The organism is Euzebya rosea, assembly GCF_003073135.1.
In the GTDB taxonomy this organism is placed as follows: domain Bacteria; phylum Actinomycetota; class Nitriliruptoria; order Euzebyales; family Euzebyaceae; genus Euzebya; species Euzebya rosea.
In genome coordinates, this window is the sequence record NZ_PGDQ01000003.1 from 184,678 (window position 1) to 210,460 (window position 25,783).

General features: G+C 71.1%; 19 protein-coding genes. 13 read left to right on the forward strand and 6 right to left on the reverse strand.

All coding sequences use genetic code 11. The features are described 5' to 3' along the window. Positions 1 to 40 precede the first annotated feature (40 nt). Together CUC05_RS03830 and CUC05_RS03835 are read right to left on the reverse strand one after the other, a co-directional pair. Positions 41 to 631 (reverse strand): TetR/AcrR family transcriptional regulator, encoded by a 591-nt coding sequence (locus tag CUC05_RS03830; RefSeq protein ID WP_170127908.1) that lies wholly within the window; start codon positions 629 to 631, stop codon positions 41 to 43. A gap of 85 nt (positions 632 to 716) precedes the next feature. Beyond that, positions 717 to 1,256, reverse strand: a complete 540-nt coding sequence (locus CUC05_RS03835) for a YqgE/AlgH family protein (protein WP_205712114.1) — start codon at positions 1,254 to 1,256, stop codon at positions 717 to 719. A 288-nt stretch (positions 1,257 to 1,544) separates the two neighbouring features. On the opposite strand from CUC05_RS03835, the gene CUC05_RS03840 reads away from it, so the two are divergent. From CUC05_RS03840 to CUC05_RS03850, 3 genes are all read left to right on the forward strand, one after another. Beyond that, positions 1,545 to 2,456: a sigma-70 family RNA polymerase sigma factor gene (locus tag CUC05_RS03840; protein ID WP_108664751.1), complete on the forward strand. Its 912-nt coding sequence runs from the start codon at positions 1,545 to 1,547 to the stop codon at positions 2,454 to 2,456. A 186-nt stretch (positions 2,457 to 2,642) separates the two neighbouring features. Continuing rightward, a complete protein-coding gene (locus CUC05_RS03845; RefSeq protein WP_108664752.1) occupies positions 2,643 to 3,803 on the forward strand; it encodes an acyl-CoA dehydrogenase family protein in 1,161 nt (386 codons plus the stop codon). A 28-nt stretch (positions 3,804 to 3,831) separates the two neighbouring features. Continuing rightward, complete coding sequence (locus tag CUC05_RS03850; protein ID WP_108664753.1) at positions 3,832 to 4,782, forward strand: acyl-CoA dehydrogenase family protein; 951 nt, start codon at positions 3,832 to 3,834, stop codon at positions 4,780 to 4,782. 6 nt (positions 4,783 to 4,788) lie between these two features. On the opposite strand, the gene CUC05_RS03855 is transcribed toward CUC05_RS03850, so the two are convergent. After that, positions 4,789 to 6,555, reverse strand: a complete 1,767-nt coding sequence (locus CUC05_RS03855) for a sensor histidine kinase (RefSeq protein WP_170127909.1) — start codon at positions 6,553 to 6,555, stop codon at positions 4,789 to 4,791. Between the two features lie 336 nt (positions 6,556 to 6,891). On the opposite strand from CUC05_RS03855, the gene CUC05_RS03860 reads away from it, so the two are divergent. The 8 genes from CUC05_RS03860 (at position 6,892) to CUC05_RS03895 (ending at position 18,266) form a co-directional block, all read left to right on the forward strand. Then, the gene (locus CUC05_RS03860) at positions 6,892 to 8,292 is read left to right on the forward strand and encodes a dihydrolipoyl dehydrogenase family protein (protein WP_108664755.1); all 1,401 of its coding nucleotides are present in this window, start codon (positions 6,892 to 6,894) and stop codon (positions 8,290 to 8,292) included. Positions 8,293 to 8,455: 163 nt separating this feature from the next. Continuing rightward, entirely contained in the window at positions 8,456 to 9,664 is a 1,209-nt protein-coding gene (locus tag CUC05_RS03865) for an ROK family transcriptional regulator (protein ID WP_108664756.1), read from the forward strand. Beyond that, entirely contained in the window at positions 9,664 to 10,545 is an 882-nt protein-coding gene (locus CUC05_RS03870; RefSeq protein WP_420810891.1) for a carbohydrate ABC transporter permease, read from the forward strand. The genes CUC05_RS03865 and CUC05_RS03870 overlap by 1 nt, the downstream gene beginning before the upstream one ends. After that, entirely contained in the window at positions 10,538 to 11,464 is a 927-nt protein-coding gene (locus tag CUC05_RS03875) for a carbohydrate ABC transporter permease (protein ID WP_108664757.1), read from the forward strand. Before CUC05_RS03870 ends, CUC05_RS03875 begins: the two co-directional genes overlap by 8 nt. 59 nt (positions 11,465 to 11,523) lie before the next feature. After that, positions 11,524 to 12,921, forward strand: a complete 1,398-nt coding sequence (locus tag CUC05_RS03880; RefSeq protein ID WP_205712115.1) for an ABC transporter substrate-binding protein — start codon at positions 11,524 to 11,526, stop codon at positions 12,919 to 12,921. An 8-nt stretch (positions 12,922 to 12,929) separates the two neighbouring features. Next, positions 12,930 to 14,051: a glycoside hydrolase family 15 protein gene (locus CUC05_RS03885; RefSeq protein ID WP_157965176.1), complete on the forward strand. Its 1,122-nt coding sequence runs from the start codon at positions 12,930 to 12,932 to the stop codon at positions 14,049 to 14,051. Continuing rightward, positions 14,048 to 16,291, forward strand: a complete 2,244-nt coding sequence (locus CUC05_RS03890) for a glycoside hydrolase family 31 protein (protein WP_108664758.1) — start codon at positions 14,048 to 14,050, stop codon at positions 16,289 to 16,291. Before CUC05_RS03885 ends, CUC05_RS03890 begins: the two co-directional genes overlap by 4 nt. A 73-nt stretch (positions 16,292 to 16,364) precedes the next feature. Continuing rightward, positions 16,365 to 18,266 (forward strand): M14 family metallopeptidase, encoded by a 1,902-nt coding sequence (locus CUC05_RS03895; protein ID WP_108664759.1) that lies wholly within the window; start codon positions 16,365 to 16,367, stop codon positions 18,264 to 18,266. A gap of 76 nt (positions 18,267 to 18,342) precedes the next feature. Here CUC05_RS03895 and CUC05_RS03900 read toward each other — a convergent pair whose 3' ends face one another. The 3 genes from CUC05_RS03900 to CUC05_RS03910 form a co-directional block, all read right to left on the reverse strand. Continuing rightward, positions 18,343 to 19,677 (reverse strand): LysM peptidoglycan-binding domain-containing protein, encoded by a 1,335-nt coding sequence (locus CUC05_RS03900; RefSeq protein ID WP_108664760.1) that lies wholly within the window; start codon positions 19,675 to 19,677, stop codon positions 18,343 to 18,345. After that, a complete protein-coding gene (locus CUC05_RS03905) occupies positions 19,670 to 20,200 on the reverse strand; it encodes a SigE family RNA polymerase sigma factor (RefSeq protein WP_157965177.1) in 531 nt (176 codons plus the stop codon). Before CUC05_RS03905 ends, CUC05_RS03900 begins: the two co-directional genes overlap by 8 nt. Before the next feature lie 138 nt (positions 20,201 to 20,338). Continuing rightward, positions 20,339 to 21,442 (reverse strand): hypothetical protein, encoded by a 1,104-nt coding sequence (locus tag CUC05_RS03910; RefSeq protein WP_157965178.1) that lies wholly within the window; start codon positions 21,440 to 21,442, stop codon positions 20,339 to 20,341. Between the two features lie 164 nt (positions 21,443 to 21,606). On the opposite strand from CUC05_RS03910, the gene CUC05_RS03915 reads away from it, so the two are divergent. Next, a complete protein-coding gene (locus tag CUC05_RS03915) occupies positions 21,607 to 23,514 on the forward strand; it encodes an HNH endonuclease (protein ID WP_157965179.1) in 1,908 nt (635 codons plus the stop codon). A gap of 138 nt (positions 23,515 to 23,652) precedes the next feature. Then, a complete protein-coding gene (locus CUC05_RS03920; RefSeq protein WP_108664764.1) occupies positions 23,653 to 25,719 on the forward strand; it encodes an ATP-dependent helicase in 2,067 nt (688 codons plus the stop codon). Positions 25,720 to 25,783: the final 64 nt, after the last annotated feature.

Here is a 25,783-nt window from a genome sequence, read left to right on the forward strand (position 1 = left end):
GTCGACTCGTCGATGCGGGGCAGACCCTATAGCCGACCGGTCAGTCCAGGCGGATCTCGTGCACCAGCATCTGGCGGACGTTGTGGTGGAGCGTGGACACGAGCCGTTCGGGCTCGATCTCGCGCTCGAACGTCACGGCGCTGCGGAGGACCCCGTCGACGGCGTGGTACACGAGCGCCGCGGTCATCTCGGGGTCGTCGACCTCGAACTCCCCGGTCTCGGTCCCCCCGGTGAGGATCTGCGTGAGCAACGACACCATCCGGTCGGTGCCGGCGGCGATCGTCTCCTTGGTCCCGGCGGTGGGGGTGTGCAGGACCTGCAGCTCGAGGACCGGCCGGTGGTCGAGGGCGTGGTCGACCATCGCCTGCACCACCGCTTCGAAGCGGCCGATCCAGGACGTGCCGTCAGCCATCGCCTGCTCGGCCCGGTCCACGGCGCCGAGGACGTAGCGCTCGATCAGCGTCGCCTCGAGATGTGCCTTGGAGGGGAAGTACAAGTAGAAGGTTCCACTCGCGATTCCCGCTTCGCGCGCGATCTCCGACACCGTCACCCTGCGGTTACGGGACAGGATGGCTTCGGCGGCGGTCAGTAGGTCGGCGGTGCGTTCGTCCGCGCTCTTGCGCTCGGTCACAATGCGCACCATAGACACGACGCGAACAAAACGCACGTGTTCCGTTGCACGGAGTTCAGTTGGCGTTGGAACGGGGTTCCGGAATTCAGTTCAGGGCCGGGTTGTCGGTGACCGTCACGAACAGGCCTCCCTGTCGACGCAGGACCGTCCGCCACAGCACCGCCGGGTCGGTACAGAACCCGTCATCGGCATGGGCGTCGACGACGAACCACGCGCCCGACTCGATCTCGTCCTCGAGCTGCTGCTCGCCCCACCCCGCGTACCCGGCGAAGACTCGCAGGGCGTCGAGGCGACCGACGTCGGGCAACGGCCCGTCCCCGAGGTTGATCACGCCGACATCGCCGAAGACCGGCTCCCACCGATCGGTGTCGGTGACCTGCGGGACCCTGGCCAGCGCGATGACGGCGTTGGGCTGGACCGGACCGCCGACGAACACCACGTCGGGCGTGGTGGCGAGGTCCGACCACGAGGTCCCCGGCCCTGCAGGCCCCGCCGTCATGGCCTCGCCGACGGGCAGGGGGCTGGGGCGGTTGAGGACCACGCCGAGCGCCCCACCGGGGCCATGCTCCAGCAGCAGCACCACGGTGCCGTCGAAGTTGGGGTCCTCCAGGTCCGGAGTCGCCACGACGAGGCGACCTCGGGCTGGGGGGAGGGTTGCAGGCACACCGGCACGGTACCCAACAGGCGCGCCCGTCCGCCCTGTTGCGTTTTCGGGACTGATGCTGCAAACTAGCAGGCTCCCCCGGAATCCGCTCGGCGCCTGCCAGTGCTCCGCCCCCTGAACCCGAGTCGGAAATGTGTGTGGGAATCACGCGCACGGGGAAGCATCGGGCCAACGAACGCGTTGTACGCGTGTACCCGCAACTCCAATCCTACCCGCCTCACACCCACGAGGGAGTCTGATAGACCCTTGATGAAGACTGTTCCGGAGGACCTTCTGGACCTCTACTTCAACGAACTCGGCACGGTGGACCTGCTCACCGCCGCGGACGAGGTGCGCCTTGCCAAGGCTATCGAAGCCGGCAACGAGGCCGCCGCGATCCTCGAGTCGGGCGAGTTCGAGGACGCGGACCTGCGGAACCTCAACCGCCTGGTCCGTGAGGGTCAGAACGCCTTCAACCACTTCGTGTCCGCCAACCTCCGACTGGTCGTCAACATCGCGGCCAAGTTCTCCAACCGCACCAAGCTGGGGCTGGACGAGCTCATCCAGGAGGGCAACCTCGGCCTGATCCGCGCCGTCGAGAAGTTCGACTGGCGCAAGGGCTTCAAGTTCTCCACCTACGCGACGTGGTGGATCCGCCAGGCGATCCAGCGTGGCATCGCCGCCAACGAGCGGACCATCCGCCTGCCCGTCGCGATGCACGACGCGGTCGTCAAGATCCGCGCCGCGCGTTCCCGGCTGGAGGCGGAGAACGGCGAGGAGCCCTCGATCGAGGAGCTCGCCGAGGCCACGCGCCTGACCCCCGAGAAGGTCGAGGACGCCCTCGAGCACATGCGCTCGGTTGCGTCCCTGGACCGCCAGGTCGGTGACGACAGCGACTCCAGCGAGCTCGGTGACTTCGTCGCCGTCGAGCCGGACTCCTTCACCACCGAGATCGCCGAGGACGAGGTCCGCGGCGAGCTCCGGTCGGCTGTCGGCCACCTCGACGACCGCAGCGCCTACGTGCTCACCCGGCGGTTCGGCCTCGACGGCCGTGACCCGCTGACGCTGGACGCGCTCGGCAAGGAGCTCGACATCTCCCGCGAGTCGGTCCGCAAGATCGAGGGCCGCGCGCTGGAGAACCTCCGTCGGGACATGGCTGGCGCAGGCGCCGACGTCCGCTAGCCACTCCAGGACCGGTGTCACCTCCCGTGACACCCGCCATCGTTCGCCCGGGACCGCCAAGAGGTCCCGGGCGTTCGTGTGTCCGGAGGTCCACCCGGGTGAGGCCGGGCCCGCTGTGGCATCCACGGCACGGTGGGCTAGGGTGACTCGAGTCAGTTCTGGTCCAGCAACACCTCGGAGGCACACATGGATTTCCGCGACACCGCGGAGGAGGCAGCGTTCCGCAAGGAGGCGGCCGGCTGGATCGAGGACCGGCTCAGGGGCTGCCCGCACCCGCAGCCTTCCGGCCACGACGAACGGACCGTCAACTCCCGCTGGTGGCAGGAGCAGCTGGCCGACGGTGGCTGGGTCGGGCTGACCTGGCCCGAGGCGTACGGCGGCAAGGGGCTGCCCATCGCCTACGAGGCCATCTTCAACGCGGAGTCCGCGCGGCGGCACACGCCGGTGGGCATCAACATCCTCGGCGTCCTGCTCGCCGGGCCCACGATCATCGTGCACGGCACCGAGGAGCAGAAGCAGACGTACCTGCCCCGCATCCTCAACGGTGACGACATCTGGTGCCAGGGGTTCTCCGAACCCGGCGCCGGCAGTGACCTCGCGGGCCTCCGCAGCCGGGCCGAACGCACCGATGACGGATGGGTCGTCAACGGACAGAAGGTGTGGACGTCCTTCGCGCACGCGGCGAACCGGTGCATGTTGCTCGCCCGCACCGCCACCGTCGAGGAGACCGGCAGCAAGCACCAGGGCATCACCTACTTCCTGGCCGACACCGCCGACATCGACGTCCGCCCGCTGGTGATGATCAACGGCGACGCCGACTTCAACGAGATGTTCCTGGAGGACGTGCACGTTCCCGCCGACCGCGTGCTCGGCGAGCTCGGCGGCGGCTGGCGCGTCGCGCTGACCACCCTCGGCTTCGAACGCGGCTCCCTGGCCTTCGCCACCGCCGCCGAGGCCGAAGCGGCGCTCGAACGGCTGGCCACGCGGATCGTCGAGCACGGCCTCGCCGACGACGCCGACGTGCAGCGCGAGGTCGGCCGCCTGGCCGCCGACGTGCGCTCGCTGACCCTCACCACCATCCGACAGATGTCGGCGCTCTCCCACGGGCAGGCGCCCGGCGGCGACGGGTCGGCGGTGAAGCTCGCCTGGGCCCGCACGATGCAGGCGATGACCCGCCTGGCGATCCGGGTGGGCGGCGACGCGGCCGTCAGCGGTGACGACTTCACCGACGCCGAGTGGATCAGCGGCTTCCTTCGTGCCCGCGGCAACTCCGTCGAGGGCGGCACCGACGAGGTGCAACGAAGCATCATCGCCGAGCGCGTGCTCGGCCTGCCCCGTTCCCGCTGAGACCAGCCCACCGCACAAGGAGAGTGACATGGACGCAGTCCTGACCGAGGAGCAGCAGGCGCTGGCCGAGGCCGCCGAGGGGTTGTCCGCCGACGGCCTGACCGGTGCCCGGACCATGCTGGACGGCGGCGATGCCCCCGCCCGCCCCACCGCTGACCTGTTCGACGGCTTCAACGGCCTCGGCCTCGACAGCGGCGCAGGCGGAACGCTCGTCGATCTGGCCATCGTCGCACGGGCGCTCGGACGAACGGTCTGCCCGACCCCGTGGATGGCCCATCAGCTCGCGTTGCAGGCCGCCAGCGCCGCTGGCCTGGACATCGCCGACGGCCTCGCCGCCGACGCTCGCTGGGTGCTCGTGGACGGCGCACCCGTCGCCGTGCGCGAGGGTGGGACGGCCACCGCTGCGGTGCGGCTCGACGGGCCGACCGTCTCGCTGCACCCCGTGACCGGCGCCAGGCCGCGGACGGCGATGGACCCCTCTCGTCCTATGGCCGACCTCGAGCTCGGCGCTGCCATCGCCAGCGTCGACGGTCATGCCGACGCGGCCCGGGCACGGGTTCGGGCCGTCCTGGCGGCCGGCCTGACCGGGGTGGGGCTCGGGGCCGTCGAACGGGCGGTCGACTACGCGATGCAACGCGAGCAGTTCGGCAAGGTCGTCGCGGCGTTCCAGGCGGTCAGCCACCAGCTGGCCGACGCCTGGACCGGCGTGGAGCTCGCGTGGTCGCTCGCGCTGTACGCCTGCTGGGCCACGGAGGAAGGGCGCGAGGACGCCGCCGCGGCCGTCGACGCCGCGGCGGCCAAGTCAGCGACGGCTGCGGTCTTCGCCGCCGAGCGCGGCATGCAGGTCCACGGCGGCATCGGGATCACCTGGGAGGCCGACCCACACCTGTCGTTGCGGCGGGCCATGGGCGACGAGGCGTGGATGGGCGGCAGCCGTCGGGCCGAGCTGGCCCTGGGGCGCGCGGTGCTTGCCCGCTGATCCGCATCAGCGCAGGTCCACCTCGGTGACGTCATCGGGCTGCACCTCGTCGATGGGCTCCGTCACGGGCAGGGTGAACCTGATCCGCGTCCCCCCGGTCGGTGACTCCTCTGCCGTGATGGAGCCTCCGTGGGCGACGACGGCGTCCCTGCAGGCGGCCAGCCCGAGACCGGATCCCATGTCCGATGCGGTCGGCGTCCGGTAGCCCGACTCGAACACCAGCTCGCGCTGGTCGGGCGGAATCCCCTGCCCGTCGTCGTCGACGGTGACCGTCCATGTCGGGGTCGCGCTGTCGGTCCGCCGCAGCAGGACCGCCACGGTGATGCCGGGGCGATCACCGTGCTTCAGCGAGTTGCCGACCAGGTTGAGCAACACCTGCTTGAGCGTCGTCACGGGTGCGTCCACGGTGTCGTGGTTGCTCGTGAGGCTCACGGTCCCCCCGACGCGGCTGGCCTGCAGGGCGGTGAAGTCGACCAGCCAGGTCCGCAGCTCGTCGGTGGTGACGGGGGCCTCGGCGTTGGGCACCACGGCTCGGGCGTCGGCGAGCATCTCCGACACCAGGTCGGCCAGCGTCGTGGCGCTCGACTGGATGGTCTCCAGGCTCGTCTGCCGGACGGTCGGGCTGATGCCCTCGCGGGTGGCCATCTGCGCGAAGCCCTTGATGGCGGCCAGCGGCCCGCGGATGTCGTGGGCCACCCGGCGCGCGAACCTGGCCAACGCATCGTTGGACCGCAGGAGGTTGGCGTTGGCCTCCGACAGCTCGACCGACTGGCTGCGCAGGGCCTGCGTTCGGTGGGCAACCGTCTCCTCCAGCGTCGCGTTGAGCGCAGCCAGCTCGGCCGTGCGTGCCCGGACCTGCTGCCGCAGCAGGGCGACCCCGCCGGCGAAGACCAGCAGCAGCGCCAGCCCGGCCCACAGGAGCGGGACCAGCCATGTCGGCAGGGCCCGCTGGTCGGGGTCGGTCAGGTCGAACCCGGTCCACTGGACGTGGATGACCGACATCTCCGTCGGCGACACCAGCGAGCGCCCGACCCGGAGGATCTCCAGCGGTGGGGAGTTCGCTCGGCCCCACGCCGACACCTCTGCCACGTCGATGGGTTCGCCCACGACCCGGAGCGTCCCGCGGTCCTGCTGTCGCAGCACGTGGGTCGTCAGCGCGAGCGGACCCGCCCACAGGTCGACGTCGCCCTCGTACACCGCGCCGACGGCGTCCGGGATGGATGCTGCGGGCACGTACCGCAGCTCCGGGTACTCGGCGAGGATCCGTTCTTCCACCACGGAACCGGGGATGGACGTGACGGTGCGACCGTCGAGGTTCGCGGTGGAGAGGATGTCGGTTGCATCCGGTCCGACGGCGAAGGCGACCGGCGTGTGGGCAAGCGTGTCGACGGGCTGGGCAAACGAGGTCAGGTCCGGTCGTGCGGCCAACCCCGGGAGGATGTCGATGGAGCCGTCGCGCAACGCCTCGACCGCCTCGCCCGGGTCGTCGAAGATCACGGTCTCGAGCTGGGCACCGACCTTGAGGGCCATCAGCTCGGTCAGCGCCATGGCCCAGCCCCCGGTCACCTGTCCGTCGACCACGACGACCGCCGGGGCGATGGTGCTCGTGGCGCCGACCCGGATGGGGCCGTCGGTGGCCAGCCATGTCCGCTGGTCCTCGGTGAGCAGGTCCGTCGACGGCTGGCCGGAACACGCGGACAGGACCAGCCCGAGGACCAGCCAGACCACCCCGCTGGGCCAGCTGCGGGACAGCGGGCGGTGAACGACGTTCATCGAGGGAATCATGTCATGTGTGGGGCTTCACGAGGGGGAGGGGTCGTGTTACGTTCGACGCAGTCGAGAACGAGGTTGATCCCCTCGAGCATCGTATCGAACAGGAGTCGCTCAGGGCTCCGCCCACGGCCATGGACAACGCGGTCGATACGAGAAGTCGACGACCTGGGAAGTAACCGATAAGGCTCCGGCAAGACGGTCCTCGCGGACCGCGCCGGGGCCTTACTCGTTTTCCGATGGGTCCGTGTGCAGTCCACGGGAAGCCCGACGATGGAACATCCCGACGAACCGCGGAGTTGACCCGCACAGCGCAGCACGATCGACAAGGAGCACCCAGTGAGCGAGACCTACGACGTGGTCGTCATCGGTGGAGGGCCAGCAGGCGAGAACGCGGGGGACCGGGCCGTCAAGGCGGGACTCCGCGTGGCGCTGGTGGAGAAGGAGCTCGTCGGGGGTGAGTGCTCGTACTGGGGATGCATGCCCTCCAAGGCGCTGCTGCGCCCCGGGGAGGCGTTGGCTGCCCTTCGGCGTGTCCCCGGTGCACGTGCGGCGATCACGGGTGGGATCGACGTGGACAAGGCGTTGGCGCGGCGCGACTCGTTGAGCGCGGGCCTCGACGACTCCGGCCAGGTCGAGTGGGTCGAGTCCGCGGGCATGGACCTGGTCCGCGGGCACGGGCGGCTGGCAGGAGAGCGGACGGTCGAGGTGACGGCCGAGGACGGCAGCGTCCGTACCCTGATCGCCGAGAAGGGCGTGATCATCGGCGTCGGGACGGGGGCTGCCATCCCGCCGATCGAGGGCCTGCGCGACATCAGGACGTGGACCAACCGGGACGTCACCCAGGCCAAGGAGGTCCCGGCGCGCCTGGTGGTCCTCGGGGGCGGGGTCATCGGCGTGGAGATGGCGCAGGCCATGCGCTGGCTCGGCAGCGAGGAGGTCACCATCGTGGAGATGGCCGACCGGCTTGTCCCGCGGGAGGAGGCGTTCGCCGGCGAGGAGCTTCGCGAGGCGCTGGAGGAGATGGGGATCACCGTGATGACCGGGGTGCGGATGGTCAGGGCCGAACGGTCCGCCGACGACGCGCCCGTCACCGCAACCCTGGAGGACGGCACGACGGTGACCGGCGACGAGATCCTCGTCGCGGTCGGTCGGCGCCCCCTGACCGACGACCTCGGCCTGGACACCGTCGGCCTGGAGCCCGGCCGGTACGTGGAGGTGGACGACTTCCTGCGTGCCACGGGCGTCGAGGGTGGGTGGCTGTACGCCGTCGGGGATGCCAACGGGCGGGCGCTGCTGACCCACCAGGGCAAGTACCAGGCCCGCATCGCCGGGGACCACATCGGGGGCAGGGACGTCGGCCGAGGCGCGTGGGCCGACCACACCGCCGTTCCCCGCGTGGTGTTCACCGATCCCCAGATCGCGGCCGTCGGCATGACGGAGGCCGAGGCCCGCGAGCGCTGGGACAACGTCGACACCGTGCGGTACGACATGGGCCACACCGCCGGCGCGGCGACCACCGGGCAGGGGATCAGCGGGACCAGCCAGCTCGTCATCGACGCGGACCGGCGCGTCATCGTCGGCGCGACGTTCGTGGGCCCGCACGTCGGTGAGATGCTCCACGCCGCCACGATCGCCATCGTCGGCGAGGTCCCGCTGGATCGCCTGTGGCACGCCGTCCCGGCCTATCCCACGATGTCGGAGATCTGGCTGCGGTTCCTCGAGGCCCACGGCATGTGACCGCTGGGGTTCTCCACGTCGACGCCCACCCGACGGCCGTGCGCGAGCAGCGCACGGCCGTTCGTCGCTTTTCTGCCTCGAGTTGCGTCGCGTGGCTTGACACCGCCCCCACCGGTCTTTAAGTTCGGCTACTAAGTTAAGTAGCCGAAAGAAAGAGGGACGAGTGCTGGGCAACGCTGGCCGACGTGCCGACGTGCTGCGCGTCATCGCGCTGGACGGGCCGATCCCCCGCACCCGCATCGCGGATGCGCTGGGGGTGTCGAGCGCGACCGTCACCACGATCACCCGTGAGCTGATCGAGTCCGGCCTGGTGACGATGAGCGGCAAGCGTCCGGCCAGCGGGCGTCGGGGTCGTCCCCTGGAGATGTTGAGCATCGCCCCCGACGCCGCGACCGTGCTCGGGGCCAAGGTCAGCGACGACCACGTCACCGCCGTGACCACCGACCTGCGCGGATCCGTCACGGGACGCTGGGTGCTGCCCTTCGATCCTCGTCAGGACGATGCCCCCGCACGGCTGGGGCACCTGCTGCTGGACACCGTGGGTGACGTCCCGCTGGTGGGCGTGGGGCTCGGCGTCCCGGGCACCGTCGCCAACGGCGACGCCGGCGCCGTCACCACCCCCATGTTCGGCTGGCGCGACCTGCCGCTCGGCAGCACGGCCAGCGACATCCTCGGCGTGCCGGTCGTGGTGGACAACGACGTGAACACCCTCGCCATCTGGCAGCACCTGCACGGTGCGGCGCGCGACGTCGAGAACTTCCTGACCGTCACGATCGGCCGCGGCATCGGCCTGGGGGTCCACCTCGACGGCGCCGTGCGGCGCGGCCGGGGCGGCGCGGGCGAGCTCGGTCACACGCTGGCCGTGCTGGACGGCCCCCGCTGCGAGTGCGGCCGGCGGGGCTGCCTCGAGGCGATCGCTGCCGACCCGGCGATGGTCGGCCAGGCCCGTGATCGCGGCCTGCTCGAGGCCGACGGGGGCATCGATGACCTGCGCCGCCTGGCCGAGGACTCCGCCGAGGCGGCCGCCGTCTTCGCGACGGCGGGCGCCCATCTGGGACGGGCCGTCGCCAACCTCGTCAACCTCCTCGCGCCCGAGGCGATCGTCGTCGCGGGGGAGGGGGTCGCCGCCTGGCCGCTGCTGGCCGAGGGCTTCGTCCCGGCCTTCGACGCCGGTGTGCTCGACGTGCACGCCGACACCACGGTGATCGTGGAGCCGTGGGCGGACGATGCCTGGGCCCAGGGTGCCGCGGCGCTCGTGCTCGGCTGGGTGCTCGGCGTGGCCCCGGACACCGCCGGCCCGTCGACCTCCAGTCCACCCGACGCCGGCGGCCCGCTGGCCGAGCTCGACGGACCCACCGCGGTGACGGCGTGATCGTCGGCGACCAGGGGCCGAAGAAGGCGCTGACGATCGCCGGGTTCCTGCTGCCCTCGTTGCTGCCCCTGGCGTTGTTCACGCTGGGCCCGATGGCGGCGTCCCTGGGCATCAGCTTCCTGGACTGGGACCTGCTGACCTCGCCCGAGTGGCTGGGCATCGACAACTACCGCGACCTCCTCGGCGACGCCCAGTTCTGGGCCGCCGTCCGCCACACGTTCTGGTTCCTCGCCCTCTACCTGCCGCTCGTCGTGACGGGTGGGCTGGGCATCGCGCTCGCCCTGAACACCGGCGTGCGGGCGATCGGGCTGTTGCGGTCGATGTACTTCCTGCCGGTCGTGACGTCCTGGGTGGTCGTGGCGCTGATGTGGAAGTGGCTGCTCAACCCCTCCACCGGGCTGGTCAACACCGTCCTCGGGTTCGTCGGCATCCAGGGGCCGGGGTGGTGGACCGATCCGACGTGGGCGATGCCCGCCGTGGTGATCGCCACGGCCTGGAAGGACCTCGGCTTCGTCATGGTCATCTTCCTCGCGGGCCTCCAGGCGATCCCGGGGGACTACTACGAGGCGGCCCTCGTCGACGGTGCCGGCTGGTGGGCGCGTTTCCGGTACATCACGCTGCCGCTGCTGTCGCCCTCGACCTTCTTCGTGCTGACCATCAGCCTCATCAACGGCTTCCAGGTGTTCGACCAGGTGTTCGTGATGACCGGCGGCGGGCCCGGCGGGTCGACGACCGTGCTGGTCGAGCGGGTCTACACCCACGCCTTCCGGTACAGCCAGATGGGCTACGCGGCGGCGATGAGCTGGGTGCTGTTCGCCATCATCATCGGCGTCACCGCGCTGCAGTTCCGCGCGCAGGACAGGTGGGTCCACTATGGCTGAGTCCTCGCTCGTGGTCGACCGGGCCGAGCTCGACACAGCACCGGCCGCTCGCCCGTCCGCGGCGCCGGTGCGACGGGACAGCCGGCACGACCGGCTGCGTCGACGCCGGCAGCTGTCCTCGATCGTCCGCACCGCGCTGATCCTGGCCGGTGCGCTGGTCATGCTGTTCCCCTTCGCGTGGATGGTCGCGACCTCGCTGACCAACGAGTCCCAGCTGTTCGGCACCCCCCGCCTGATCCCCGACCCGATCGACGCCACCGCCTACCGTCGGGTGGCCGACACCTTCCCGCTGTGGCGCTGGATGGCCAACTCCATCGGCGTCGCCGTGGTGTCCACCACGCTCCAGGTCGTCACGAGCGCGATGGCGGCCTACGCCTTCGCCCGCTTCGAGTTCCGCGGCAAGCACCTGCTGTTCGGGGTGTACCTGGCGACCCTGATGATCCCGCTCCAGGTGCTGATCGTGCCGCTGTTCATCGAGGTCTCGCGGCTGGGCCTGCAGGACACCTACGTCGCGTTGCTGCTGCCCCTCATCGCCTCCCCGTTCGGGGTGTTCCTCCTCCGGCAGTTCTTCCTCGGCCTGCCTCCGGAGATCGAGGAAGCCGCCCGCATCGACGGCGCCGGCCACTGGCAGGTGTTCACCCGCATCGTGCTGCCGATGTCCAAGCCGGCCATCGCCACCCTCGTGGTGTTCGCGTTCATGGCCGCCTGGAACAGCTTCCTGTGGCCGCTGGTCGTCATCAACTCCGAGCAGCTGATGACCCTGCCGCTCGGGCTGTCGCAGCTGCACGGCCGCTTCGCCACCGAGTGGAACCTCGTGATGGCCGGCTCGACGATCTCGGTCATCCCGATCGTCGCGCTCTACCTGTTCACCCAGCGATACGTCATCCAGGGCGTCGCCCTGTCCGGCCTGAAGGGCTGATGCACGTGACGTCGCTGACCGGACCATCCGCAACCCCCCAACAACGACAAGGAGCCGACATGGTCACCTCGACCACCACACGACTCGGGCAGCGCCTGCTGACCCTCCTCCTCCTGCTGGCGATGGTGGCCCTGGCCGCCTGCAGCAGCAGCGACAGCGACGCCGCCGGCGACGACACCGGCTCGGCCGACAGCGCCGAGACGGCAGATGACGCCGCGGACGACACAGCTGACGACGCCGCCGACGAGTCGGCGGACGAGGGGGCCGACTCCGACGAGGCGGCGGGGGCGTCCGGGGACGCGGTCGAGCTGACCTACTTCACCTTCTCCGCGGCCCCCGACCACCTCGAGGACCTCGACCGGATCATCGCCGGCTTCGAGGAGGAGAACCCCGGCGTCACCATCGAGGTGCAGACCGCCGCCTACGACGACTACTTCACCCAGCTCCAGACCCGCGTCGCCGGCGGCAGCGCCCCCGACACCTTCGAGCTGAACTACGAGAACTTCGTCACCTACGCCGAGGCCGGCACCCTGATGGACCTCGACGCCACCGTCGGCGACGCCGTCGACCCGTCGGTGTTCTACCCGCGCGCCTACGAGGTGTTCGCCCACGACGGCGTCCAGTACGGCCTGCCCGCCACGTTCTCCAACGTCGTGCTCTTCTACAACGCCGACCTGTTCGACGCCGCCGGCATGGACTACCCGACCGCCGACTGGACCTGGGAGGACGAGCGTGCGGCGGCCGAGGCGCTGACCGACGCCGACGCCGGTGTCTGGGGCACCTTCCAGCCCGTGTCGTTCTTCGAGTACTTCAAGGTCCTCGCCCAGAACGGCGGGGAGTTCTTCACCGCCGACGGCAGCGACGTGGCGTTCGACAGCCCCGAGGGCGTCGAGGCCGCCGAGTGGCTGCTGTCCAAGGTCGGCACGATCATGCCGACGGAGGCCGACATGGGCGGGCAGGACGACGCCGCGATGTTCAAGTCCGGCCAGCTGGCGATGTGGCACAACGGCATCTGGCAGTTCGCCGCGATGGCCGACGCCGACTTCACCTGGGACGTCGTCGTGGAGCCCGGCAACACCACGGACGCATCCCACTTCTTCGCCAACGCCGTGGTGGCCTCCACCGACACCGAGCACCCCGACGAGGCTGCGGCCTGGCTGCAGTACATCGCGTCCTCCGACACCGCGGTCCAGACGCGGCTGGAGTCGGACTGGGAGCTGCCCGCCGTCGCCGACGAGTCGCTGTTCGAGCCGTGGCTGGAGGTGACCCCGCCGGCCAACCGTGCTGCGGTCTTCGAGTCGCTCGACGCCGTCGTCGTGCCGCCGGTCATCGCCCAGCAGGCACAGCTGCAGGACGCCGTCGACGCGGCGCTGGAGCAGGCCCGCCTGGGACAGATCGACGCGCAGGCCGCCGTCGACCAGGCTGCTGCCGACATCCGAGGGCTGCTGGGATCGTGAGGAGGACGGTGAGGACCACGACGCCGGCGCTGCGCCGGCTGGTCGAGGACGGCCTGGTCGAGGCGAGCCTTCGGGTCATCGCCGACGGCCAGGCGCCCAGCGGGGCGTTCGTGGCCTCGCCGACCTTCGCGACCTACGACTACTCGTGGTTCCGTGACGGGGCGTTCATCGCCGATGCTATGAGCCGTCACGGACGCCACGACGAGGCCGAGGCGTTCCACCGATGGTGCGCCGGCATCGTCGCCGACCGCCGTGACCGGATCGCCGAGCTGGTGGCCCGGGCACGGCAGGGCGACAAGCCCGCGCCCGAGGACCATCTGCGGACCAGGTACACCCTCGACGGCCGGGAGGCCGACGGGTTCTGGGAGAACTTCCAGCTGGACGGCTACGGCACCTGGTTGTGGGCGCTCCACGAACACCACCGGCGGACCGACCGTCCGCTGGCGGTGTCGCTGGACGTCATCGACAGCCTCGTCGAGTACCTGTCCACCTTCTGGGACGAACCGTCCTACGACTGGTGGGAGGAGCACATCGAGCACCGTCACGTCTCCACGATGGTCTGCATCTGGGCCGGGCTCGACGCGGTGTCGGGGTGGGACGAGGTGCCGGTGGACGTGCGTCGGCGCGCGGCCGCTGCTGCCGGTGACATCCGCCAGCGCGTCGAGGCCGACGGGATCGTCGACGGGGCGCTGGTCAAGTGGCTCGGCAGCGACGCGGTCGATGCGAGCCTGGTCGCCTGCATCGTCCCGCTCGGCTTCCTCGACGTCGACGATCCCGTCGCCCGACGCACGATCGAACGCGTCGAGGACGAGCTGGCCCCCGCCGGGGTCCACCGCTACCTCGACGACGTCTACTACGGCGGCGGCCAATGGATCCTGCTGGCGGCGTTCCTCGGCTGGTACCACGTCCGTGCCGGCCGCCCCGAGCGGGTCGACGAGCTGCTGACGTGGATCGCCGGGACCGCCGACGGGGACGGCCACCTGCCCGAGCAGGTGGCCGAGGACCTGCTGCACCCCGACCACCTCGCGGGCTGGGAGGCCAAGTGGGGCCCCAGCGCGAACCCGCTGCTGTGGTCGCATGCGATGCTGCTCAGCGTCGTGGCCGACCTGCTGGAGACACCGACCCGATGACCGCTTCACCCCCCACCCCGGCCATCCGCCACGTCCCCGGGGGACGTGGACATGCCTACCGGCCGTCGCTGGACCAGCGCGTGCCCGTCGTCCCCATCGCTGGAGACGTGATCGAGGTTCGTGCGCTCGTCGCCGACGGCCTCGAGGACGTGACCCTCGAGGTCGACCTGGATGGTCACGTCGAGGGGATCCCCGCCACCCCGCTGGTGATGGCGGGGGACGACGGCGCCGACGACGACAGTCACCTCGCCGCCGCCGCGGCCGCGGGTGAGCAGGTCGAGGGCATGCACCCGGTCACCGTCGAGCTCGGGCCGTACGGGCCCGGTCAGCCGGTGGCCTACCGCTGGATGGCGGCCGACCAGGCCACCGAGTGGTTCGCCCTCGAGGTCGGCGTGTGGCTGCCCACCGGTGACGTGATGCGCATCCAGGGGCCCGAGGGGGCCGAGCACCTCGTCGACGACTTCGCCACCGAGGTCCTCGTCGCCGAGGGACGGCCCGTCCGTGCCCGCTTCGCCCTGCAGCTCGGCGACGACGACCACGTCATCGGACTGGGGGAACGGTTCCACGCCCTGGATCACCGTGGCCGGTCAATCGACACCGTCGTCTTCGAGCAGTACAAGGGCCAGGGGGAACGGACCTACCTGCCGGTCCCGTTCGGCCTGGTCGTCGGCGGGTCGGTCAGCTGGGGGTTCCACGTCGACACGACCCGGCGGTGCTGGTTCGACGTCGCCGCCAGCCAGGACGACCTGCTGGTCGTCGAGGTCGAGCTGGATCCGGACGACCCCGCGGTCGACCTGTCGCTGTACCTGGGGGAACCCGCGGAGGTCATCAGCGCCTTCCTCGACGACACCGCTCGCCCGGGACGGGTGCCCAGCTGGGTGTTCCGGCCGTGGGCGTCCGGCAACGAGTGGAACACCCAGGCGAGGGTCGAGGCCGAGGTGGCGCGCAGCCACGACGAGGGCATCCCCATCGGGGTCATCGTGATCGAGGCCTGGGCCGACGAGGCGACCTTCACCGCGTTCCGGGACGCCCGCTACACCCCGCGGGCAGACGGCACGGCGTTCGGGCTGGCCGACTTCGAGTTCCCCGCCGGCGGGGCGTGGCCTGACCCGGTCGGCATGGTCCGCCGCCTCCACGAGCAGGGCACGAAGGTGCTGCTGTGGCAGATCCCCGTGCTGCCCGTCGACGTCCCCGAGGACCGCCTCGGCAGCGAGCAGCTGGCCCACGACCGTGACGTGCTGGTCGACAACGGCTGGGCCGTGCAGGAGGCCGACGGGACGCCGTACCACAACCGTGGCTGGTGGTTCCCCGGGGCGCTCCTGCCCGACTTCACCTCGCGCGAGGCCACCGACTGGTGGCTGTCGCGTCGGCGCTACCTGCTGGAGGAGGTCGGCGTCGACGGCTTCAAGACCGACGGCGGCGAGCACGCCTGGGGCGACGAGTTGCGGTACGCCGACGGGACCCGCGGGGACGAGACCAACAACCGCTTCGCCAACCTCTACGCCGAGGCCTATCACCGGCTGCTGGCCGCGACCGGGACCGACGGGGTGACGTTCTCGCGTGCCGGGTTCACCGGCGCCGGGGCCTTCCCCTGCCACTGGGCGGGTGACGAGGACTCGACGTGGGAGGCCTACCGTGCCTCCATCACCGCCGGGCTGTCGGCCGGCGTGTCCGGGGTGTTCGCCTGGGGCTTCGACCACGGCGGCTTCTCCGGCGAGATCCCCGACCCCGAGCTGTACCTGCGCTCGGCGGCCATGGCGATGCTCTGCCCGATCATGCAGTACCACTCGGAGTACAACCACCACCGGTCGCCGTCACGGGACCGGACGCCGTGGAACATCGCCGAACGCCACGGTGATCCCTCGGTGGTGTCGACCTATCGACGGTTCACCGAGATCCGCGAACGCCTCGTCGACTACCTCGACGAGCAGTACCACGCTGGCCTGGAGTCGGGGCTGCCGCTGATGCGTCCGCTCGCGCTCGGCTGGCCGACCGACCAGCGCATCTGGGACCACCCCCACCAGTACCTGCTCGGCGACGACCTGCTGGTGGCTCCGGTCACCGAGCCCGGGGTGGAGGAGTGGCGGGTCTACCTCCCCGCAGGGGCGTGGCTCGACGCGTGGGACGGCACACCGCACGTCGGCGGGGACGTCGTGACCGTGCCTGCCCCGCTGGATCGCATCCCGGCGTTCGTGCCCGACACCGACGCCGGCCGACGGGTGGCGGCGCTGCTGCGCTGAGACCGGGGTTGCTCCACGAGAACCGAGCGATGCCCGGGCAGGAAACGGGCGGCGTGTCGTCGAACCCTGTCCCATGACCTTCCTGTCCCGTCGTGACCTGCTTCGTTACTCCGGCGCCGGTGCCGCTTCGCTGACCGCCGGCCGCACCCTGTTCGCCGCCGCGCCTGCCGCGGCGTCGCCCGCCGCCGTTTCCTCCGCTGGAGGGGCCTCCTCCTCCGCCGGCGCGGTGCTGGCGCACCTGCGGCCGACGACGGCGGCGCAGAAGGCCCTGATGGCCCACCTGGACGACACCCACACCACGTTCGACGACGGCACCGTCGAGGTGCTGCTGTGGGACGGCGACGAGGCGCGGCTGGACGCGGTCGGGATGGACTACGAGCTGGTCCCGGCGTCGTCGGACGCGGCGTCCGTCCGGCCCGCCGGGCTGCGGCCCCAGCCGGGGGAGACCGACGGCGAGTACCGGCTCGGCTCCGCGGTGTACGAGGCCGAGCTGAAGGCGCTGGCCGAGGAGCACCGCCCCTCCGGTCGGGTGCGGCTGCTGGAGATGCCGACGAAGTCGCTGCTCGGCAGGACCGTCTACGGCCTGGAGATCGCCACCGACGTCGCCAACGACGACGGGCGCCCGGTGGTCATGCACGACGGCATGCACCACTGCCGTGAGTGGCCGGCCGGCGAGATGCCGATGATGTGGGCCCACGAGCTGCTGGAGAACTACGGCAGCGACCCCGTCATCACCTCGATCGTCGACAACGCGCGCACGATCATCCTCCCGCTGGTCAACCCCGACGGGTTCGACCGGACGGTCGAGGCGGCCGCGCTGACCGGCCAGACCAGCGACAACAACCTGATCAACGGCTTCCCGCAGGCGCTCCTCGGCAAGGGCGACATGTGGCGCAAGAACGTTCGTGCGCTCAGCAACGAAGGGCCGCTGGAGCCCACGGGACCGATCGTCGGTGGCTCGCCCGTCGGCGCGTCCCAGCCGGACGCCTACGGCATCGACCTGAACCGCAACTACCCGTTCCACTGGGGCGACGAGTCCGGCTCGTCCTCGGTCCCGGAGAGCCAGACCTACCGCGGGACACAGCCGTTCAGCGAGCCCGAGACCCACAACGTCCGTGACCTCGCCCTGGCACACCTGCCCATCACCCACATCACCCACCACACGTCGGGCCAGCAGATGTTGATCCCGTGGGGTCGTGAGCCCCGCGAGATCCGCAGCCCCGACTGGCCGCACATGTCGCGCATCGCCCGTGAGATGCGTGACGGGTACACCCACGAGGGGACGTTCTACGACGGCAACGGCTACGACCCGATCCAGGCGTTCAACCTGTACCCGACGTCGGGGACGAGCCGTGACTACGGCCACGCGGCGACCCGGACGATCATCTACACCTTCGAGCACGGCACGGAGTTCCACGGGCCGTACGCCTCCACGATCCCGGCCATGTACGAGCAGAACCGCGGCGCGTTCATCCGCCACTCGCTGGCGGCGCTGGAGCCCGGGGTGCAGGCGCGCATCACCGGGGAGGGGCCTGCCGGCGGCACCGTCGAGGTGTACAAGGCGTTCCAGACCCCGACCAACCTCCAGCTGTCGGGCACCCCGGTGATCTCCGTCGGTGGCCTGCCGACGGTGCAGGACCCGACCGGGGACGCGCTGCGGCCGACGCTGGTGGACGAGGAGCTCCGTCGCACGGTGCGGATCGGCGACGACGGGACGTTCGACCTGCGCGTGCCCCCGTCGAGCCGCCCGTACCTGCTCAACGAGAAGCAGCTGGACGACTTCGAGGTCGGTGACACCGAGCCCTACACCGTCACCGTGCGGGACGCTGACGGCGTCGTGCAGTACGAGTCGCTGGTCACCATCGAGCGCGGGTTCCACGCCGAGATCGGGCCCGACGTGCCGTCGGTGGTTCTCACCGGTGTGATCGACACCAGCCCCACGCCGGGTGTGTGGCCGGTGCCCGCTCCGGACTAGGCGACGGTCGGCGGTCGCGTCGGTACGCCTTGTGGTGACCCGCGATTCCGGATCGCGTGGGTCGGAGCGCTCGCGTTCAGCCCAGCTCGTGGCGAACCGCGACCATCCACTGCTGCAGCACGCTGATCTCGTAGTCGAGAGCCCCGCGTTCCCCGTGGCCGACCACGATCATGCGGTTTCCCGGTAGCGGGACCAGCATCCGGCCGGTCGCGACCGGGTTGGTGAAGGCTGCAGTGACCCCGTCAAGATCGACTGCGCCGGATCCGGCGGCGACGGCGTCGGCCACGACCTGATCGGCCGTCGTGTGGGCCGCGAGGTCGAGCTGGTGGACGAGGATGGTCAGGCCGTCCGTCCCGAAGGTCCGACCACTCGGGTCGGCCGTGGGCATCTCCGAGTACCCATCGGGGAGGCCCGCCACGAGCGCCTGCGCGACCTCGGGGTCGATCGCGGTCTGCATCCTGCCGAGCGCTGCATCCAGGGCGGCTGAGGCGTCCACACCCTGGTCCCGGGATGCCTCGCACGGGGGGATGACCAGTGTCTGCGCCACCTGCAGCGGAGTCCGGTCGGTGATGCCGTTGGCGTCGGCGATCGGGCCGAACCGCAACGGGTCTCCGTAGACCGCATGGGCGATGCTGGAGAGGCTGTCCCCGGGCTGCACGACGTAGGTGCGTTCCTCAACGGGGCCCGCGGGGCAGCCGACCGGGCTCGACGTCGCAGGTGGCCCGTCGGGAGCCATCGTCACCACGTTGCTGGGCTCGGATCGGGTGAGGGCCGTCTCTGCGAGGGTCTGCAGCCGCAGCTCGCTGCCGATGGCCCCCGCGATCGTGTCGACCACCTCGTGCTCGGCGTTGAGGGCGAACCAGACGGGCAACGCCTCGATCGGTGCCCAGAACATCGAGTCCAACGCGTCCCGACCGAGCACCATCGTCGGCATTGCCAGTCCGGCGTCGGCCAGGGCCTTTCGGGATCCATCCTCTTCGGCATCGACGGCCAGCCCGATGATCTGCACATCGAGGTCGGCGGCCGCCAGGAGCGCCAGGTCGTCCAGGCAGGGTTCGCACCAGTCAGCCCACGCGTAGAGGATCAGCGGCTCACCCGCGAAGTCCGTGATCGCGAGTTCGTCGCCGGCCAGCGTGGTCCCCCTGAGGCTGTCGGCCGGCGGGGGGATCGCGGTCGTACCGGCGGTCGGCGTTGTGCCGACTGACACGTCAGGTGCCGGTGTACCGACGAGACTCGTGATCACGAGACCCACGAAAAGGACGCCCGTGCTGGCGGCCACACTGCCGACGACCCGCCGGGCACGCCGTTGCTGGACGGAGCGAATTCGGGCCGCACGCCGTTGGATCTCGTCCATGTCCAGCTCGTCGACCCCGGGCGCCGACTCCAGGATTGCAGTACGAACATCAGTCATCGATGGCCACCTCGTGCTGGTCGCGGATGTGGACTGGGCTATCGGGATGCCAGTCGAGCTGGGGGCTCGTACGCAGGTTCGTCGTGGCCTGGTGGCACAGCGCCTTGACCGTCCCCGGCCTGCACCCCATGGCGTGGGCGGTCTGCGCGACGCTCAGGTCGGCCAGATGCCGGAGCGACATCGCCAGCCGCTGACGGGGCGGCAGCGCCGCGAGCGCCCGGTCGATGGCCATGCGGGTAGCGGGGTCAGGGATGTCCGCGGGTTCGGTCGCTCCAGTACTCGGGAGCGTTCGTTGTCGCTCGCGCAGGACGTCACGGGCCAGGTTCACGCCGATCCGGTAGGCGTAGCCACCCGGCGAGCGCATGGTCCGGACGCGAGACCAACGCACGAGGACCCGGGCGAGCGCCTCCTGGGCCAGGTCCTGACCCAGCGCCACATCACCGGTGTAGACGGCGAGGGACTGCGCCAGCGGCCGCCAGTGCTGACGGCAGAAGGCCTCGGGATCGTCAGGGATGTGTTGCATCACCCTCCCAACCCATTCAGTGCCCCCAACGGTTTAGTCCGGTCGCAACAGGTTGCCCGGCACGGCCATCATGGCCGGAATCACTCAGGACGCGTGACTGCAGAGGGTGCATGACCTCCCTCGGGCGTCCGACCCAGGTCAGCGGGGCACGAAGCTGATGGTGCCGGTGCCCTCGCTGACCGTCGCGTAGCCGGGCGGCCGGTCGCCGCTGGCGGGTAGCCAGGTGATCGCCTCGCCCTGGGGTTCCGCGGCGGTCGGCACCTCCTGGGCGGTCCAGTCGGCGATCGTGGCCGGGTCGGCGTCGGGGGAGGGTGGGGTCAGCACGACCGCGCTGTCGTAGGTGCGCAACAGCAGGCGTCCGTCGTCGGGGTGGCGTGCCGCGTCGGTGACGAGCAGTCCGGCGAACATCGCGAGGATCGGGAGTCTCGGGACGGGGATGTCGAGCGTGGCGAGCTCCTGGAGCGGGCCGTCGGCGAACGCGGCGGGGGCGAAGAGGCGGGTGACGTCCTCCTCGCGGGTGAGGATCCACGGGCGCGCGTCGGGGCCGATGACCATCGATTCGGCGTTCACGGGGCCGTCGGGGTAGGTGAAAGCGGCGGTCGTGACCTCGACCGTGGCCGGGCCGTCGACGGTTGCGGGTTCGGGGAAGCGGTGGACGCGGATGGCGTCGTGGGCAGGCAGGTTGTCGCCGATGTCGCCGACCCAGATGCACGGCTGCGGGTCGGTGGTCGTGCAGGGGGCGACGGCCAGGGCCTCGGTGTCGACGCCCTCGACGCCGGCCATGGTCACCTCGCCGAGGACCGTGCCGTCGGTGCGGATGGCCCAGACCGACGTCGTGCCCGGACCGTCGTCGAGCAGCCACAGGCGGTCGGGGTCGACGCTGCTGGCCGCGATGCCGCTGGCCTCGGGGATCGACTCGACGGGGAAGGTACCGAGGGTGGTCGGCTCCGGATCGTCCTCGAGCGCCTCGGGGGACGTGGCTGGGTCCTCGGTCGCTGGGCTGCCGGTGGGTGCGGGGCTGCTGGCGGGGGGAGTCGACGGTGGGAGCTGGGGTTCGGCCTCCGGGGTCGACGGGGGGAGGGCGGTGGCGTTGGGGTCCGGCGGCGGGACCGCGACGGCGTTGGGGTCGGGTGCCGAGTCCGTGCATCCGGCGCTGCCGAGCAGCAGGAGCGCGGCGAGCCCGGTGGCCACGACAGCCCGTGTCCGGGGCCGAGGCTGCGAGGAGGAGGAGGGAGTGGGCACGCGGTCGAGTCTGCCGCGGTACCGGGGTGGGCCCGACTGCGGGGCATGGCCGGCCGTCGGGGTGGCTTGGGTGGGTGACGCGGGGGCTGGGGGCGATGTCCCACCCCTGGCGTACCTTGATCGGTACATCGAGAGCTGGATTTCGGGAGGAGGTGAACGCGACGATGACCACGGCGGTGGACCGGCGGGTGGCTGGTCAGGACGAGGCGGGTGCAGCCGGGTCGGGCAGCTGGTGGGGTGGCCGGGTGGCTGAGGTGTGGTTGTCGGAGGAGGATGTCGTCGCCTACCTCGCGGAGGAGCTGCCGGCATCGGGTGGTGGGGTGCCCGAGGTGTGGCTGGTGGGGGAGGACGGGGCGGACTACACGGTTGGTGAGCCGCCGGAGGACGGGGCCGGGGGCCTGGGCGGTCCGGGGGCTGCCGACCCGGTCGTGCTGGTCGCTGAGGCGTTGGGTGTCCTGGGTCGGCTGAACGACTGGCTGGCGGGCATGGCTACCGGCACCGCCTCGGGGGTGACCGACGACGGTGCCTCGGGAACCATCGAGCCCGGGACGGTCCGGCGTGCGATGGAGGGACTCGCGGGGATCGACGCGGCACTGTCGGCGGCGCGTCTGCGGGGAATCGTGGCCGCAGATGTGGCGGGTCTGCCCGAGTGCGACGGTGCGGTGTCGTTGTCGACGTGGGTGGCGGGGGTGTTCGGCCTGTCCGGGGCCACGGCGGCACGGGAGGTGCGTCTGGCGGTCGGCCTGGCTGACGATGGGGAGGTGTTGGACCGGTTGCAGGCGGGGGTGATCTCGCGGGATCATGCGGCCGGGTTGGTGGCGGCGGCGGAGAAGCAGGCGGCCGATCAGGACGCCGCCGCCCGCGCCGAGGCCGCACGGCAGGACGCCGAACGCCAGGAGCGTCGTCTGGCCGACGAGCGGGCCCAGGCAGAAGCCGCCACGCTGGCGGAGCGGATGCGTCTTGCCCGCGAGGCCGCGGCACGGGAGGAACGGCTCGCCCGGGAACGCGCCGAAGCGGCCGCCGAGCAGGCGGCCGCCGACGAGGCGGCTCTTCGTGCCCGTCAGGAGGCGTTGTTGGAGTCGGCGGTGGCGGGGGCGTCGCCGGATCGGGTGCGGACCGAGGCCAACACGATGCGGGCTGCTGATGTGGCGGCGTTGGAGCGTGCTGCCGCGGCGCAGCGGGCCCGCCGATCGGTGACCTTCGGGTCCGACCGGATCACCGGGCAGACGGTGCTGCGGGTGGTGCTGACCGACACCGACCGCGAGCTCCTCCAATCAGGGATCGAGGCAGCCCATGTCTTCGACCCGCCCGACACCCCCGAGGCGGAACGACGCACCCCCGAGCAGCGTCGCTACGACGCGTTCCTCGACCTGGTCACCGCCGGGCTGCAGGCGGGTGAGCTGCCCACGTCGCGTGGCATCAAGCCGCACGTGACGGTGACGGTGCCGCTGGCGACGTTGACGGGTGAGGCAGAGGTGGCCGGGGTGGCCGGGTTCGGCACGGTCGTCTCCCCGGAGACGGCACGTCGGTTGGCATGTGATGCCCGGCTGACCCGGGCGATCGTGGATGCCCGAGGGGTGCCGTTGGACATCGGTCGGACCACACGGGCGTGGACGACAGCCCAGCACACGGCCGCCAAGCTGTTGTTCGGTGGGTGTGGGTTCCCGACTGCTGATCGGACGCCGTGTGGTCGGCCGATCGGCTGGACGGACCTGCATCACGTCCAGTGGTGGCGTCACGGCGGCCCGACCGATCAGGACAACGGGGTGCCGTTGTGCCGCCATCATCACAACGCGGTGCACCACGACGGCTGGCAGCTGACCTTCGACCTGCCCACCGGCACCGTCACCGTCCACCGCACCCGCGACGGTGAGACCGTCACCCGGACCACCCGGTTTCCCGACGACAACCCCAGACCCCAATCGCGAACCCCGGCCAGCCCGGGCCTGACGAAGCCGTCAGGACCCGACGGCCCGGCCGGACCCGCCGACCGGAACGCCCCAGGCCGCACGGCCCCCGGTCGGACTGGCCCGGACTGGGACGATCCCGGCGACGGACGACTACCGATCTGACCCGCACCCCGCCGCCGGCGGGGCCCTCGGGCTGCCCCGAGCCAAGCCGACCGGTTGTACGCGGGTGATCCGGGCCCCGGCACCGCCGTGGCGCGGTCCCTCGCCGAGGCTGTCACACCGCCGCGATATGGTGAACAGATGTTCGACTCCGACGTGTCTGACGCCTTCGCCCACCTCAACAGCGCCCAGCACGAGGCCGTGTCCTTCGGGGACGGTCCGCTCCTGATCCTGGCCGGGGCAGGCACCGGCAAGACCACGACCCTCGCGGCGAGGGTGGCCCGACTCGTCGCCGACGGCGTCGACCCGCAGCGCATCCTGCTGCTGACCTTCACCCGGCGGGCCGCCGGCGAGATGTTGTCGCGTGCCGGACGCATGGTCGCGGCGGCTGGGGTACCCGCCTCGACCGGCAAGGTCATGGGCGGCACGTTCCACGCGATCGCGAACCGGCTGCTTCGCCGCTACGCCGACCGCATCGGCCTGGCCACCGACTTCGGCCTGCTGGACGCCGCAGACGCCGCGGACCTCATCGACCTCGTCCGTGACGACCTCGAGGTGGCCAAGGGCACGTCGAGGTTCCCTCGCAAGGCCACCCTGGCCGGCATCTACGGACGGGTGGTCAACAGCCGGGTCCCGCTGAAGGCGACGCTGGAGTCCCAGTACCCCTGGTGCGCGGAACACGCCGAGGCGATCGGGCGGGTCTTCACCGGCTACGGCCAGCGGAAGCGGGCGCGCAACCTGCTGGACTACGACGACCTGCTGCTGTTCTGGAAGGTCCTGGCAGAGGCCGAGGGCATCGGCGACGAGCTCGGCGGCAGCTTCGACCACGTCCTGGTCGACGAGTACCAGGACACCAACGCCCTGCAGGCAGAGATCGTCGCTGCCCTGCGCCGCACGAACGACAACGTGACCGTGGTCGGCGACGACGCGCAGGCCGTCTACGGGTTCCGGGCTGCGTCGGTCCGCAACATCCTCGACTTCCCGCAGACGTTCCCGGGCACCAGGATCGTCCGGCTCGAGCAGTCCTACCGGTCAACGCAGCCCATCCTCGACACGGCCAACGCCCTGGTCGCCGAGATGGTGCAGACCAAGGAGCATCCCGAGTTCGGCAAGTCGCTGTTCAGCGACCGGCTCGACGGCCCGCAGCCGCGCCTCCACACCTGTCACGACGAGGACGACCAGAGCGCCCGGGTGTGCGACGCGGTCCTCGACCGCCGCGAGCAGGGCACGCCGCTGACCCAGCAGGCGGTGCTGTTCCGCACGTCGCACCACGCCGACCTCCTCGAGCTCGAGCTCTCCAGGCGCAACATCCCCTACGTGAAGTACGGCGGCCTGAAGTTCCTTGAGGCCGCCCACGTCAAGGACCTCGTGTCGCTGCTGCGGTTGCTGGACAACCCCGACGACGAACTCGCCTGGTTCCGCATCCTCCAGCGGCTCGAGGGCATCGGCCCGGGACGAGCACGCACCCTGATGGACGCCATCGGGGTGGGGGAGGGCGGTGTCGCGGTCGCCCAGCTCGGTGATCGTGTCGTCGACGCCGCCGTCCACCTGCCTGCCGCGGCTGAACGGGCCGTCGTCGGGCTGGCCGTCGCGCTCGCCGACACCGCGGCAATCGACGAGGTCGCCGGGCAGGTCCAACGGCTGCGCGAGTGGTACGGCCCGGTGTGCGCCCAGACGTTCGAGGATCCGATCCCGCGCATGGCCGACCTCCAGCAGCTCGAGGTCCTCGCCGAGCAGTCGACCAGCCGAACGCGTTTCCTCGACGACCTCGTGCTCGACCCGCCGGCGTCGACCGGTGACCTCGCCGGACCGCCGCTGCTCGACGAGGACTACCTGATCCTGTCCACCATCCACTCCGCCAAGGGCCTGGAGTGGGACACCGTGCATCTCCTGCACGCCGCCGACGGGATGATCCCGTCGGACATGAGCACCGGCGACCCCGACGAGGTGGAGGAGGAACGGCGGCTGCTGTACGTGGCCCTCACCCGCCCCCGGTACGAGCTCGACGTCTACGTACCGCTGCGGTACTACCACCAGCGGTTCGGCTCCGGGGACCGGCACAGCTTCGGCCAGGTGTCACGGTTCCTGCAGGGCCCGGTGCGCGACACCATGGCTCGCGTGGGCCCTCGAGAGGTCGAACGAGACGTGCCGGTGCTGGCCGGCACCGCCGCCGACCGGGTCGACGCGCTGCTCGAGGAACTCTGGTGACTCTCGACCGACTCCACACCCTCGCGCTAGAATGATGTAATCATGTAACTGTCGAGGAAGGTTG